This is a genomic window from Thermoanaerobacterium thermosaccharolyticum DSM 571 (assembly GCF_000145615.1).
Taxonomy (GTDB): domain Bacteria; phylum Bacillota; class Thermoanaerobacteria; order Thermoanaerobacterales; family Thermoanaerobacteraceae; genus Thermoanaerobacterium; species Thermoanaerobacterium thermosaccharolyticum.
Genome location: NC_014410.1, coordinates 684,379 through 698,060 on the forward strand (window position 1 = coordinate 684,379; position 13,682 = coordinate 698,060).

At 35.3% G+C, this 13,682-nt stretch carries 14 protein-coding genes; 12 read left to right on the plus strand and 2 right to left on the minus strand.

The annotated features are described in order from the left end of the window. Window positions 1-10: 10 nt before the first annotated feature. From TTHE_RS03370 to TTHE_RS03400, 8 genes are all read left to right on the plus strand, one after another. The gene (locus TTHE_RS03370; protein WP_013297201.1) at window positions 11-1,705 is read left to right on the plus strand and encodes a ribulokinase; all 1,695 of its coding nucleotides are present in this window, start codon (window positions 11-13) and stop codon (window positions 1,703-1,705) included. Beyond that, window positions 1,674-2,315 (plus strand): L-ribulose-5-phosphate 4-epimerase, encoded by a 642-nt coding sequence (locus TTHE_RS03375; protein WP_013297202.1) that lies wholly within the window; start codon window positions 1,674-1,676, stop codon window positions 2,313-2,315. Before TTHE_RS03370 ends, TTHE_RS03375 begins: the two co-directional genes overlap by 32 nt. Window positions 2,316-2,379: 64 nt before the next feature. Beyond that, entirely contained in the window at window positions 2,380-3,861 is a 1,482-nt protein-coding gene (locus tag TTHE_RS03380; RefSeq protein WP_013297203.1) for an L-fucose/L-arabinose isomerase family protein, read from the plus strand. A gap of 194 nt (window positions 3,862-4,055) precedes the next feature. Beyond that, complete coding sequence (locus tag TTHE_RS03385; RefSeq protein WP_013297204.1) at window positions 4,056-5,168, plus strand: GntR family transcriptional regulator; 1,113 nt, start codon at window positions 4,056-4,058, stop codon at window positions 5,166-5,168. Then, complete coding sequence (locus TTHE_RS03390; RefSeq protein WP_013297205.1) at window positions 5,165-6,451, plus strand: sn-glycerol-1-phosphate dehydrogenase; 1,287 nt, start codon at window positions 5,165-5,167, stop codon at window positions 6,449-6,451. The genes TTHE_RS03385 and TTHE_RS03390 overlap by 4 nt, the downstream gene beginning before the upstream one ends. Before the next feature lie 230 nt (window positions 6,452-6,681). Beyond that, complete coding sequence (locus TTHE_RS14775; RefSeq protein ID WP_257789816.1) at window positions 6,682-6,813, plus strand: hypothetical protein; 132 nt, start codon at window positions 6,682-6,684, stop codon at window positions 6,811-6,813. Between the two features lie 46 nt (window positions 6,814-6,859). Further along, window positions 6,860-7,087 (plus strand): hypothetical protein, encoded by a 228-nt coding sequence (locus TTHE_RS03395; protein ID WP_013297206.1) that lies wholly within the window; start codon window positions 6,860-6,862, stop codon window positions 7,085-7,087. A gap of 66 nt (window positions 7,088-7,153) precedes the next feature. After that, the gene (locus TTHE_RS03400) at window positions 7,154-7,513 is read left to right on the plus strand and encodes a hypothetical protein (RefSeq protein WP_013297207.1); all 360 of its coding nucleotides are present in this window, start codon (window positions 7,154-7,156) and stop codon (window positions 7,511-7,513) included. A 46-nt stretch (window positions 7,514-7,559) separates the two neighbouring features. On the opposite strand, the gene TTHE_RS03405 is transcribed toward TTHE_RS03400, so the two are convergent. Then, on the minus strand, window positions 7,560-7,964 hold the full coding sequence (locus TTHE_RS03405) for a HEPN domain-containing protein (RefSeq protein ID WP_013297208.1): 405 nt from the start codon (window positions 7,962-7,964) through the stop codon (window positions 7,560-7,562). After that, on the minus strand, window positions 7,930-8,277 hold the full coding sequence (locus tag TTHE_RS03410) for a nucleotidyltransferase domain-containing protein (RefSeq protein ID WP_013297209.1): 348 nt from the start codon (window positions 8,275-8,277) through the stop codon (window positions 7,930-7,932). The genes TTHE_RS03405 and TTHE_RS03410 overlap by 35 nt, the downstream gene beginning before the upstream one ends. Before the next feature lie 273 nt (window positions 8,278-8,550). On the opposite strand from TTHE_RS03410, the gene galT reads away from it, so the two are divergent. The 4 genes from galT to TTHE_RS03430 are packed head-to-tail and all read left to right on the plus strand — an operon-like array spanning window position 8,551 to window position 13,498. Beyond that, a complete protein-coding gene (gene galT / locus TTHE_RS03415) occupies window positions 8,551-10,110 on the plus strand; it encodes a UDP-glucose--hexose-1-phosphate uridylyltransferase (protein ID WP_013297210.1) in 1,560 nt (519 codons plus the stop codon). A 17-nt stretch (window positions 10,111-10,127) separates the two neighbouring features. Beyond that, entirely contained in the window at window positions 10,128-11,291 is a 1,164-nt protein-coding gene (locus TTHE_RS03420) for a galactokinase (RefSeq protein ID WP_013297211.1), read from the plus strand. A gap of 15 nt (window positions 11,292-11,306) precedes the next feature. Then, window positions 11,307-12,296 (plus strand): UDP-glucose 4-epimerase GalE, encoded by a 990-nt coding sequence (gene galE / locus TTHE_RS03425; protein ID WP_013297212.1) that lies wholly within the window; start codon window positions 11,307-11,309, stop codon window positions 12,294-12,296. 11 nt (window positions 12,297-12,307) lie between these two features. Next, entirely contained in the window at window positions 12,308-13,498 is a 1,191-nt protein-coding gene (locus tag TTHE_RS03430) for an ROK family transcriptional regulator (RefSeq protein ID WP_013297213.1), read from the plus strand. Window positions 13,499-13,682 lie beyond the last annotated feature (184 nt).

Genomic DNA, 13,682 nt, shown 5'->3' on the forward strand with positions numbered 1-13,682 from the left:
GGTTGATAACATGGCAAAATTTTCGATAGGTATTGATTATGGTACAGAATCTGCAAGAGCGTTGCTATTAAACCTTGAGACAGCAGAGGAAGTAGCTTCTTCGACTATGAACTATCCACACGGTGTGATGGATGAGAAGCTTCCAGATGGGACAGTATTGCCGCAGGATTGGGCATTAGAGCATCCCGATGATTATATTGAGGTTTTGAAAAAGATAATTCCAGATGTAATAAACCAATCTGGAATAAATAAAGATGATGTAGTGGGCATTGGTATAGACTTTACGGCATGCACGATGCTTCCCATAAAAAAAGATGGTACACCTTTATGTGATTTACCAGAATATAAATCAAATCCACATGCGTATGTCAAGCTGTGGAAGCATCATGCAGCACAGCCTGAGGCAAATATGCTAAATAAAATAGCATCTTTACGAGGCGAGGATTTCTTAGCAAGGTATGGTGGAAAGATTTCCTCTGAATGGCTGATACCGAAGATATGGCAGATTTTAAATGAAGCACCAGATGTCTATGAAGAGGCAGATAAATTCATAGAAGCAACTGACTGGGTCATATTGAAGCTTACTGGCAATGAAAGGAGAAATAGCTGTACAGCAGGCTATAAAGCGATTTGGCATAAGAGAAAGGGATACCCGTCAAAGGAATTTTTTAAAGCGTTAGATGAACGGCTTGAAAATGTAGTAGATGAAAAGTTATCAAGAGATATATATCCTTTAGGCACAAAAGCAGGTGAATTAACTGAGGAAATGGCAGAAATGATTGGTTTAAAACCAGGCATTGCTGTTGCTGTAGGCAATGTTGATGCACATGTTTCACTGCCGGCAGTAGGTGTAGCATCTCCAGGCAAGATGGTAATGATAATGGGGACTTCTATTTGTCATGTGGTTCTAGGTGACAAGGAAGTTGAAGTGCCGGGCATGTGCGGAGTCGTTGAAGACGGAATAGTACCGGGATTTTATGGATATGAAGCTGGACAATCAGCAGTAGGTGATATATTTGCATGGTTTGTAGACAATTGTGTACCAGAAGAGTATAGGAAAGAAGCAAAAGAAAGAAATATCTCTATACACGAGCTTTTAACAGAAAAAGCTTCAAAATTAAAACCAGGGGAAAGCGGACTTCTTGCGCTTGATTGGCTGAATGGAAATAGATCTGTGCTTGTGGATGCAGATCTTACGGGTTTGATTTTAGGGTTGACACTTAGAACTAAACCTGAAGAAATCTATAGAGCTTTGATAGAATCAACCGCATACGGTACACGTATGATAATAGATACATTTAATGCATACGGCATAAAAATAGATGAGCTTTACGCTTGTGGTGGACTCCCTGAAAAAAATCCAATGCTGATGCAGATATACTCTGATGTGACAAACTTAGAGATTAAAGTATCTAAATCAAATCAAACGCCGGCATTAGGAGCGGCGATGTTTGGCGCAGTTGCAGCAGGAAAGGAAAATGGCGGTTTTGACAGTATATTTGAAGCAGCTAAAGTCATACCGAAGTTAAAAGACAAGACATTTAAACCTATTTCTGAAAATGTTGAAATATACGAGAAGCTATTTCAGGAATATAAACTCCTCCACGACTACTTTGGAAGAGGGGCAAATGATGTAATGAAGAGGCTAAAAAACATAAAAGAGGTGGTTTCAGATGTTAGAGCAACTAAAACAACGTGTATATAAGATGAACATGATGCTTCCTAAAAACAATTTAGTGACAATGACAAGCGGCAATGTAAGCGGAAGAGATCCTGATACAGGTCTTGTCGTCATTAAGCCTAGCGGGGTTTTATACGATGATATGACTCCAGATGACATGGTTGTTGTGGATTTAGATGGCAATGTTGTAGAGGGCAAGTTAAAGCCTTCTGTTGATACAGCAACACATCTATATGTTTATAAACATAGGAATGATGTAAATGGCATTGTCCATACGCATTCACCGTATGCTACAAGTTTTGCAGCACTTGGCCGGTCAATACCAGTTTATCTTACTGCTATTGCAGACGAATTTGGATGTGCCATCCCTGTAGGACCTTATGCCAAGATAGGTGGCGAAGAGATAGGCAAAGCCATTGTAGAATATATAGGGGAAAGTCCTGCAATACTGATGAAAAATCATGGGGTTTTCACAATAGGAAATACGCCGGAAGCAGCTTTAAAAGCCGCTGTTATGGTAGAAGATACGGCAAAAACTGTTCATCTAGCGTTGTTATTGGGCACTCCTGATGTTATACCAGATGAAGAAGTAAAAAGAGCACATGAAAGATATCTGACTAAATACGGCCAGTAAAAGAAATAAAGGAAATTTGAAATTATGTAAAGATGGCAAAATCTATTTTAGAGGAGGATTTTATATGATAAACATACCAGAAGTTAAACTAGGAATTGTAGCTACCAGCAGGGATTGTTTTCCTATCACTTTAAGTGAGAAAAGAAGAGATGCGGTAGTAAAAGCTTGTACAGAAAAAGGCATATCTATAAAAGAAATTACGACAACTGTAGAAAATGAAATAGATGCAATGAATGCACTGAAAGAGGTTTATGATTTAGGTGTAAATGCACTTGTCATATACCTTGGGAATTTTGGACCCGAAGGTCCTGAGACAATGCTGGCGCAGAAATTTGATGGTCCAGTGATGTTTGTTGCGGCGGCAGAGGAGACAAAAGACAATCTATACGATGGACGCGGTGACGCATATTGCGGAATGCTTAATGCTTCATATAACCTGAATTTGAGAAATTTGCGGGTGTATATACCAGAGTTTCCAGTTGGATATGCAGAAGAAATAGCTGATATGATATCAGATTTTAAAGATATTTCAAGAGTAATATTAGGACTTAAAAAGTTAAAGATAATAAGCTTTGGACCGAGGCCACAGGACTTTCTCGCATGTAATGCGCCTATAAAGCCTTTGTATGATTTAGGCATCGAGATAATGGAGAATTCCGAATTAGATCTTTTTGAAGCTTACAATAATCATAAAGATGATAAAAGGATTCCAGATGTTATAAAAGACATGGAAAAAGAATTAGGTTCTGGCAATATGTTTGGTGGGATACTGCCGAAGCTTGCACAGTATGAACTTACATTAAAGGATTGGGTAGAAAAAAACATAGGTGCATCAGAATTCGTAGTCTTTGCTAATAAGTGTTGGCCGGCATTTCAAACCCAATTTGGATTTGTACCATGCTTTGTAAATTCAAGGCTAGCAGCAAGCGGCATACCTGTGGCTTGTGAGACGGATATATATGGTGCACTTAGCGAATACATTATAACATGTGCCACAAATTTACCAGCAACACTACTAGATATCAACAATACTGTTCCGAAAGATATGTATGAAAGCAATAAAGATAAAATTGGTGATTACAAAAATAGTGATCTTTTTATGGGATTTCACTGTGGAAATACCAGCAGTTGCATGATGAAAAATTTTTCTATGAAGTATCAGCGCATAATGCATAGATTATTAGAGCCCGATAAAGAGCCGGATATAACGAGAGGTACATTAGAAGGGACTATAAGACCAGGTGATATAACTCTATTTAGACTGCAAAGCACAGCAGATACAAAGCTTAGAAGTTACGTCGCAGAAGGTGAAGTGCTTGATATAGATCCTATGTCTTTTGGCAGCATTGGAGTATTTGCGGTAAGAGAGATGGCGCGCTTTTATCGGCATGTCTTGATAGAAAAGAATTTTCCACATCATGTAGGTGTTGCATTTAAGCATGCTGGCAAAGTTTTGTACGCTGCTATGAAGCTTTTAGGCGTCGATGATGTTTCATTTAATCAACCAGCCACAATGTTATACAAGAATGAAAATCCATTTAAATAAGATTTGCAAAATTATCACCTGTTAAGATAATTTCAGGTGATAATTTTATTTAACTATTGAAATAAGTCTTTAAACTCTATAATTATTGACGAATATTTAATAAATATTTTGTCAGATTTGAGATTTAGTTATATATTGAGTAAGCGATATAATTATATATAGGTAGATATGATGGTGAGGGAGGATGTTCAATTTTGGAAGAGAATGTGCCAAAATATCAAATAGTTAAAGACTATATTACTAATTTAATTATAAAAAACAATATCAATATAGATGATCCGCTGCCGACAGAAAGTGAACTTATGGAAAAGTTTGGTGTAAGCAGACATACTGTTAGGAAAGCACTTGATGACCTTGAAAATGAAGGGTGGCTTTATAGAAAGCAAGGATTAGGGACGTTTTGCGCTGATAGGAATTCTGTAAAAAGTTATGATAATAAAAATATCGCAGTTATAACGACTTATATAAACGATTATATATTTCCTAGGATAATCAAAGGCATTGATCAGGTTTTGGCTAAGAATGGGTATTCAATATTGCTTTTCAATACAAATAACCGCATTGAGACAGAAATGGATATATTAGAAAACATCCTTGCGAAAGACATCAGAGGATTGATCATAGAGCCTACAAAAAGTGCCTTGCCTCATATAAATTTGAATTATTTTGATGAGTTAAAGAGCAGAGGAATTCCGTACATTTTTATTAACAGCTTTTATGAAGAATTGAATCCATCGTACATTATTCAGGACGATGAGGGAGGCGGGTATTTAGCGACAGATCACTTGATAAAGCTTGGACACAAAAATATTATCGGCATATTTAAAAGCGACGATAACCAGGGGCTTAATAGGTATAAAGGATATGTGAAAGCCTTAAGGGAACACAATATTAAAATCAAAGAGGACAACATAATCTTTTATACGACGGAAGAGATGAAGACAAAACCAAGGGAAAAAATATACGAGATATACTCGAAGTGGGTCAATAAACCGACGGCTATTGTCAGCTACAACGATCAAATCGCCATGTGGATCTTAGATCCGATAAGAGAATTAGGCTACAGTGTGCCTGATGATATTTCAATAGTAAGCTTTGATGATTCTGATTATGCAGAGCTCTCCAATGTAAAACTTACGTCCATCATACATCCTAAAGAAGAGATGGGAAGGCTTGCTGCTTCAACTTTGTTTGAACTTATAGGTAAAGGAAAGAAAGCTTTTAATAAGCCTGTGAATATATGTATAAAGCCTGAAATAAGAATCAGAAATTCCACTAAGGAGATCGAATTGGAGGAAGTGCTATGAATGATGACATGATGATAAATGAGGTAAAAATTTGTAATAATGCCTTATATGATATTCCAACTATTTTGAATAAGATAGGAATTAGCTCGTGTGTTATGCTTGTATGCGATAAAAATACTTATAAGGCTGCGGGTTCACTATTAAGAGATATATTGATAGATAAAAATTTTGACGTATTGTTATGTATGTTAAATAGGGAAGGCAATCTAATACCTGATGAAAGAGCAGTTGGAGAAGTGCTGACATCACTGGAAAACAAAGTTGAAATAATGATTGCTGTTGGCTCTGGCACGATAAACGATGTTGTCAAATTTGTAAGCAGCAAGACAAAAATACCATATGGTATTGTGGCAACAGCCCCGTCAATGGATGGATATGCATCATCAGTATCTCCGCTTATAGTAAATGGATTCAAGCGGACGTATACTGCAACATATCCTGTGTTCATCGTGGGCGATACTAATATACTTAAAGATGCGCCTTATGACATGATAACATCTGGTTTTGGTGATATAATCGGCAAATTTACGTCGCTGTCTGATTGGTATATAGGCAGCGTCATAACAGAGGAAGAATATTCAAAAGAAATTGCAGAAGATACGAGAAAGTCTCTAAATGAGTGCATAGAAGTGAGTAAAAACTTAAAAAGCAAAGATGAAAAAGCTATTAAAAAGTTAATGGGAGCATTGATATTGTCGGGACTTTCTATGCTTAAGTTTGGAAATTCAAGGCCTGCTTCGGGGGCAGAGCATCATCTGTCACATTTCATCGAGATGAAAGAGCTTTTAAGCGGTGGCATTGAACACTCACATGGTGCAAAGGTAGGCATAATGACAAGAATTTCTGTCAGTTTATTTAATGCTGTTTTTTCACTAAATGAGGATGAAGTTAAAAAATTGATGGAAGAAAGAAAACATGAAACAAAAGAAGAATTTGAATTCAGAATAAGAAAAAACTTTGGACCGATGGCTGATGAGGTATTTAAAGATATTGATCATTATTACATTGATGAAGAACTGCGAAGAGTACGGCAAAAGCGCATACTTAAAAATTGGGATACGATGAAAAAATGGGTATCAGAAAATGTGCCATCAAGTGATTATATAGATGAGCTTTTAAATGATGTTGAAGCGCCGTCTGATATATCTTATTTAGGTTTGCAAAAAAGCGAACTTAAAAATATTTTGATGAATGCGAAAGAGATGAGGAAAAGATATACAATATTGAGACTTGCAGAAGATATAAACTTAGATAGAATATTAGATTTAGCAATAAAGAATTGAGGGCTTATTTGCCTCAATTCTTTATTTTTTATATTCTGCTTGTGATAACAGAGCTTAAAAGTACTATAGACACATTGACAGAAGTAAAGCAATTGTAAGTGAAATTTTACTGTCATCAAATTATGATAGGGAACATATATTAAGAATAGCTGCATTAATAAAAAATGGTATTATACATCCGATTGTGCTGACAATAATGAAAAATCGTTAAGGAAGCTTTAAAATCTATAATGCCATTAGGTGTGGATGATGATTATATATTATCAGGTGATGGTAAGGAATCTATGGAAAGAGTAGCTTATGAATTAGGCATAGATAAAATATACAGTTCTGCTGCACTGGAAGGTAAAAAATTTTTGTAGAAAATATGAAAAAAAGTTTATAAATATTCATCAAGGAGGATTTCTGATGGAAGAAATGAGGAAAAGATTCGAAGAAGCTTCGAAAATATTACGTCAGACGGTTGATATATCTTTTGCAGAGTACGCGAAGGATAAGTCTACGAAAAATGAAATTGTAAAATTATGGCAAGAAACTATTAACGATTTTTTGCAATATGCTGTAAAGATGAGCGAAAAGCATCAAGCTAAAGATTTATATAAATCTATTGCAAGAACACTCATATTTGGTAAATAGCGATTTAATATTATACTGTAAACGGGATAAAATAATAAAAGAACCTATGAAGGGAGGAAAACTTCAATGGGTATCGCTAAAACATTAGGAAGTAGAAGCTTTTTTTGGGGAATTGGTGTTGCCGCATTAAGTTATATCTTATTTCCAAAAGCAAAGGAAAAGGTAAAGCCCGTACTGGTAAATAGCATGAAAAGCACTTATGATATGGCTGATAAAACATCTTCTGTAATTAATAAAGGAAAAAACAGAATAGCAAAAATGTTCAACGATAATGAAACAAATGACAGGGAAGACAAAAACTTGTATCAAAATGAAATAGACAGCTTAGAAGAAGAGAGAGAAAAGGCTATAAAAGAAGTGAATGAGCTTAAAAGCAGGATAGAGATGTTAGAAAGCGAATTAAGCAGATTAAAAACTATTGAATAATTAAAAAACCCAACTAAACGTTGGGCTTTTTTTAGTGCAATCTGAATTATTGATGGTCTTTTGTATTATATCCTATTTTTTTAACAGTAAAGTTTATTATATGTTCCGCATCATTTATGGCTTTAAGTACATCACTTTCATTTATTTCAATTTCAAATGGATACCTTGGCTGAACACCATATACTGTAAGGCTTGAGCAAAGATTACTTATTTCATCAAAATCACTATCAATGTTTGAACATGTTTTGCAAAGTAATCTTAAATCATGAGTTCGTAAAGGTTCAACATCGTGATAAATTAAATATGCTTTTAAAACTTTTTCCGCAGCTTGTTGACAATGGTAGCATATAATTTCATATGGAGCTGGATGCATGTTTAAAAGAAATTTTGCACTTGAAAAGTCCTTATTTGAAAAGTCAAGCCATTCTTTTACTATGTCTATTTTTTTCATATAATATTACCCCATCTCTTGCAATTTTTCTTTCAAGCGTAGGAAGCCGACTACGGTTATTAAAATCGCTTGATTTAGATACAATTAAATCAACTGGCTTTGTCTGAACTTTATATAATAAATTACCTAAAAGCTGCATAGCTTCTACTGGTCGAATGCTGTTGTCAGGTATAATTACGAGTATGTCATAGTCACTTTCTTCTGATGGTGTTCCATAAGCATATGAGCCAAAAAGATATATTTTATCAGCATCAATATTACTGAGTATTAGATTTTTAATAATTTCTAGTTCGTCTTTATTTTGAATATTCATTTAATCACCTACTGTTATTCATAATTACTATTATTATTTGACATTCTAAATAAATGTAATTAGGATTTATTTCATGAGAATATGTCTTCAATAAACATTATAAAATACAACTGATTTTGAAGCAAGCAATAATGACAATAAGTATTTTCATAAAACCCAACTAACCGTTGGGCTTTTTTTGGTGCAAATTAACTTTATTAAAATATTGAAAAAAGTGAAGGAATGTAGTATCATGTTATTAAGATGACAATGAATGTGAAAGGAATGTGTGAAATGGATGTTACTACCGCTTCACTAAAAATCGAAGAATTGCTTTTGTATGCTTTAAAGCACGGCATCATAGAGAGTGTTGACTATATACAATGTCGCAATTCATTGCTGGATTTATTTAAGATACAGGAGCCGTACAGTGGCACTATAAGCGATGTTGATTTAGATGATCCACATGAGATTCTCAATCCTCTTTTAGATTATGCATACGAGAAAGGTTTTTTTAAAGAAAATACGATTACAAATAGAGATCTTTTTGATACGAGGATTATGGGTTTATTGATGCCGAGACAGTCTGAAGTTATAAGAAAGTTTAATGACATAAAAAGATCATCGGGTATTGAAAAAGCCACAGACTATTTTTACAGTTTATCTAAAGATTCATATTATATACGGATGGATAGAATTGAGAAAAATAAATACTGGAGGACAGATACAGAATACGGCAGTATGGAAATTACAATCAATCTTTCAAAACCTGAAAAGGACCCAAAAGACATAGCAGCAGCTAAAGCTTTAAAGCAGACCGACTATCCGAAATGCCTTTTGTGCCTTGAAAATGTAGGCTTTAGTGGCAATTTGAACCATCCAGCAAGACAAAACCACAGGGTGATACCTGTTACTGTTGCGGGTGAGCAGTGGTATTTTCAGTATTCGCCTTATGTATACTACAATGAGCATTGCATATTGTTTTACGAAAAACATGTTCCGATGCAAATATCAGAAAAGACATTTATCAGATTGTTGGACTTTATAGACCAATTTCCACACTATTTTATTGGTTCTAATGCTGACTTGCCTATAGTAGGTGGCTCAATTTTGTCCCATGAGCATTTTCAAGGTGGACGTCATGTATTTCCTATGGAGGAAGCAAAGGTAGAAGAGCGTTATAAAAGTGAAATGTTTAAAGATGTAGATGCTGGAATATTGAAGTGGCCTCTATCAGTCATAAGGCTTTCAAGCAAAAACAGAGATGAATTGATCGAGGCGTCATCCATGATTTTAAGAGAGTGGAGAAATTACAGCGACCCATCTGTTGATATAATTGCTTACAGCACAGTCTCTGGTGAAAAAGTACCACATAACACCATAACACCTATTGCAAGGAAAAACGATGATGGCATGTATGAGATGGATTTAGTCTTGAGGAACAACAGGACTACTGATGAATATCCATATGGCATATTTCATCCACATGGGGAACTCCACCATGTAAAGAAGGAAAATATAGGGTTGATTGAAGTGATGGGACTTGCTGTGCTTCCTGGAAGGCTTAAAAAAGAACTTGATGAAATAGAAATGATACTGTCGGGTGATAGAAAATACGACAAAGATAAGATTTCTGAAGATGATTTGCTTTTTAAGCACATACCATGGATTGATGAGCTTGTAGATAAATACGGTGTGAATCTAAAAAAAGAAGAAGCAGAAGTTGTATTAAAAGATGAAGTAGGTGAAATCTTCTTAAAAGTGCTGCTTGATGCAGGTGTATTTAAACGAGATGAGAGAGGAAAAATGGCATTTGATAAGTTTTTAAACAGCATACATTTTAAAAAAATTTAATAAAGGAGAGGAATTAAATGGCAACAAAAATTGTGGAAGAATTTAAGAGAATATATGGAAGCAGTGAAGGTGTAAGGTTATTTTATTCGCCAGGCAGAGTTAATTTAATAGGGGAGCACACTGATTACAATGGAGGATATGTGTTTCCATGTGCCCTTGATTTTGGGACGTTTATGGCGATAAGAATGAGAGATGATGGCAAAGTTCGTCTTTCATCATTGAACTTCGACCTGAAAGTTGAAGTAAATATAAACGATTTAGTATACGATAGAAAAGATGACTGGGCAAATTATCCAAAAGGTGTATTGAAAGTTTTGCAAGATGAAGGTTATAAGCTAAAAGGGTTTGAAGCGTTGTACGAAGGGAACATACCAAATGGAGCAGGTTTGTCATCATCAGCGTCAATAGAGCTAGTGACAGGTGTTGCAATGAATGAGATTTTAAATTTAGGTATTGAAAGGGTTGAGTTAGTAAAGCTTTGCCAGAAGGCTGAAAATAATTTTGTTGGTGTTAATTGTGGTATAATGGATCAGTTTGCTGTTGGAATGGGCAAAGCCGACTATGCTATATTTTTAAAATGTGATACAATTGATTATAAATATGTACCATTCAAACTGGACGGGTATAAGATTGTGATATCTAATACAAATAAAAGAAGGGGGCTTCAGGATTCCAAGTATAACGAAAGAAGAAGTCAGTGCGAGATGGCTTTAAGCTATCTTAAGAAAGAATTGGATGTAGACAATCTTGGACAGGTTACACTGGAAGAATTCGATAAGTACAAATACTTGATACCGGATGATGTATTATTAAAGAGAGCAAGACATGTTGTGACAGAAGATGAGAGAGCTTTGGATGCTGTTGAAGCGTTGAAAGACAATGATATTAAAAGGTTTGGACAGCTAATGGTAGAATCTCACAATTCATTAAGAGATGACTATGAAGTTACTGGCAAAGAATTGGATACTTTAGTCGATGAAGCACTTAAGCTAGATTATGTTTTAGGCTCTAGAATGACAGGTGCTGGATTTGGTGGCTGTACCGTAAGTATTGTCAAGGAAGAATTTGTAGAAGATTTTATTAAAGAAGTGACGAATGGATACAAAGAAAAAATAGGCTATGAACCATCTATGTATGTGACGGGAGTTGGAGATGGAGCGAAAGAAATTAAAATTAAGTAGAAAGGGGATAATTTTATGGCTATTTTAGTATGCGGTGGTGCCGGATACATCGGCAGTCATACTGCTTATGAACTCTTTAAAAGAGGAGAAGATGTAATAGTAGTTGACAACTTGATAACAGGGCATAAAAAAGCTGTACTTGGAGGTAAGCTTTACATTGGCGATCTTAGGGACAGCGAATTTATGGACAAAATTTTCGAACAAAATGATATAGAAGCTGTTATTGACTTTGCGGCATTTTCTCTGGTGGGAGAAAGCGTTGGTAAACCTTTAGAGTATTATGAAAACAATGTATATGGAACGATGTGCTTATTAAAGAAAATGGTTAAATACGGCGTTAAGAAGATAGTGTTTTCATCAACTGCTGCAACTTATGGAGAGCCTGAAAGGATACCTATTAAGGAAGAAGACAGCACAGTGCCCACAAATCCATACGGTGAAACAAAATTGGCTGTAGAGAAAATGCTTAAGTGGTGTGACAATGCTTATGGAATAAAGCATGTTGTGCTTAGGTATTTTAATGTGGCTGGTGCTGATGAAAGCGGCATGATAGGTGAGGATCACAATCCTGAAACACATCTGATACCGCTTATTTTGCAGGTTCCGTTAGGGAAAAGGGATTTAATAAATGTTTTTGGCGATGATTACGAAACAAAGGATGGAACTTGCATAAGAGATTATATTCATGTTACAGATCTTGCAGATGCACATATTCTTGCATTAAACAAATTGAGACGGGATAATAGTAGCGCAACATATAATCTTGGAAATGGAGAGGGTTTTACCGTAAATGAGGTGATTGATGCAGCAAGAAGGGTGACGGGACATCCCATACCAGCAAAAGTTGTTGCAAGGCGCCCTGGAGATCCTGCAAAACTGGTAGCATCATCTGACAAGATTATAAATGAGTTAGGTTGGAATCCTAAGCACAATTCACTTGAGGAGATTATAGAGTCTGCATGGAAATGGCATAAATCCAACCCGAATGGATTTGACGACAAATAGAGGTGGTAATTTTGGCAGATTTGATTCCAGTAAGTTACAAATTATTGAAAGGAATGAATGAAAGTCTCATATTGAATGTGATACGGCATAATAAATACGTATCGAGATCTGAAATAGCAAAGATAACTAATTTGACACCACCTACTGTTACAAACATAATAAACAAGCTTTTAGATGATGGGCTCGTAAAAGAAGATAAATTGGGAGAATCCAGCGGAGGAAGACCTCCTGTTATCTTAAAAATTAATAATGAGGCATTTGATCTCATTGTTATAATAATTGGCACGGATATAATGGAAGAGTATCTTTTAGATGCTGAACTCACAATAAAAGAATCAAAAGTTGACAGCATAAAAAACGAAGATGAAGAAGGAATATTTAAGCTTTTATTCGATAGAATCAAAGACTTAAAGGGAAAATCATCAAAAGAAGTAGCTGGAATTGGCGTTGTCGTAAGAGGACCTGTAAAATCAAGTGAAGGCATATCTGTATTTTCTCCAAATATTGGGTGGAGAAATGTGCCTATAAAGGATATGATAGAAAAAGAATTTGGGATTCCCACGTTTGTTGAAAATGATGTGAGAGCCATGGCTTTGGGCGAATTTTACAACGGCATTGCTAAAAATGTCGGTAATGTTGTGTTTTTGAAGGTGGGACATGGAATAGGTTCGACCATAATATTGGATGGCAAAATATACAGGGGAATTAATGACATGGCTGGTGAGATAGGCCATACTACAATAGATGTGGCCGGACCTAAATGTAGCTGTGGCAATTACGGCTGTTTTGAAGCACTGGCATCGGAAAAAGCCTTGGTTAATAATGTGGTAAAGAGGATTAAAGAAGGATCTTATTCTGTTATATCTGAATATGTCAACGGTGATTTAGAAAATATAACAACTCGGCTTGTATACAAAGCCGCGGAAGAAGGCGACGAAGTTGCCTTGTCCGAATTAAACAAGATCGCCATTTACTTAGGCATAGGCATTGCAAATATAGTCAATGTCTTTAGTCCAGAGCTAGTGCTTATATCAGGTGGGATAGTGAGAGGTCGAAAGTTTATAGAAGACGTTGTATTGGAGACTATCAAAAAGCGCTCTTTTGAAGCGAATTATTCATCCTGCAGCATTGCTTTTTCAAATCCAGATTACAACACGGCATTAATGGGCATATCAAATATAATATTAGATAGTATTTTATAATGCTATCTAATATTTTGTAATAATGATTTTTATAAAAAACAAAATAAATTCTTAAGTTATAAGAGTATGTACCGTTGTATATACTCTTTTTATTTTCACACAAGTTTCACAAAATTTTCACATTGTATTTATAAAATCTTATATAATAATTTCAATTATAGAAACAAAATTATTAAATTAATTT

Bases quoted from the DNA above. Each gene is read 5' to 3' on its own strand.
- TTHE_RS03405 (WP_013297208.1), bottom strand. From the start codon at position 7,964: ATGAAAAAAATAGACATAGTAAAAGAATGGCTTGACTTTTCAAATAAG.
- TTHE_RS03370 (WP_013297201.1), top strand. From the start codon at position 11: ATGGCAAAATTTTCGATAGGTATTGATTATGGTACAGAATCTGCAAGA.
- TTHE_RS03390 (WP_013297205.1), top strand. From the start codon at position 5,165: ATGAATGATGACATGATGATAAATGAGGTAAAAATTTGTAATAATGCC.
- TTHE_RS03375 (WP_013297202.1), top strand. From the start codon at position 1,674: ATGTTAGAGCAACTAAAACAACGTGTATATAAGATGAACATGATGCTT.
- TTHE_RS03400 (WP_013297207.1), top strand. From the start codon at position 7,154: ATGGGTATCGCTAAAACATTAGGAAGTAGAAGCTTTTTTTGGGGAATT.
- TTHE_RS03395 (WP_013297206.1), top strand. From the start codon at position 6,860: ATGGAAGAAATGAGGAAAAGATTCGAAGAAGCTTCGAAAATATTACGT.
- TTHE_RS03380 (WP_013297203.1), top strand. From the start codon at position 2,380: ATGATAAACATACCAGAAGTTAAACTAGGAATTGTAGCTACCAGCAGG.
- TTHE_RS14775 (WP_257789816.1), top strand. From the start codon at position 6,682: ATGCCATTAGGTGTGGATGATGATTATATATTATCAGGTGATGGTAAG.
- galT (WP_013297210.1), top strand. From the start codon at position 8,551: ATGGATGTTACTACCGCTTCACTAAAAATCGAAGAATTGCTTTTGTAT.
- TTHE_RS03420 (WP_013297211.1), top strand. From the start codon at position 10,128: ATGGCAACAAAAATTGTGGAAGAATTTAAGAGAATATATGGAAGCAGT.
- TTHE_RS03410 (WP_013297209.1), bottom strand. From the start codon at position 8,277: ATGAATATTCAAAATAAAGACGAACTAGAAATTATTAAAAATCTAATA.
- galE (WP_013297212.1), top strand. From the start codon at position 11,307: ATGGCTATTTTAGTATGCGGTGGTGCCGGATACATCGGCAGTCATACT.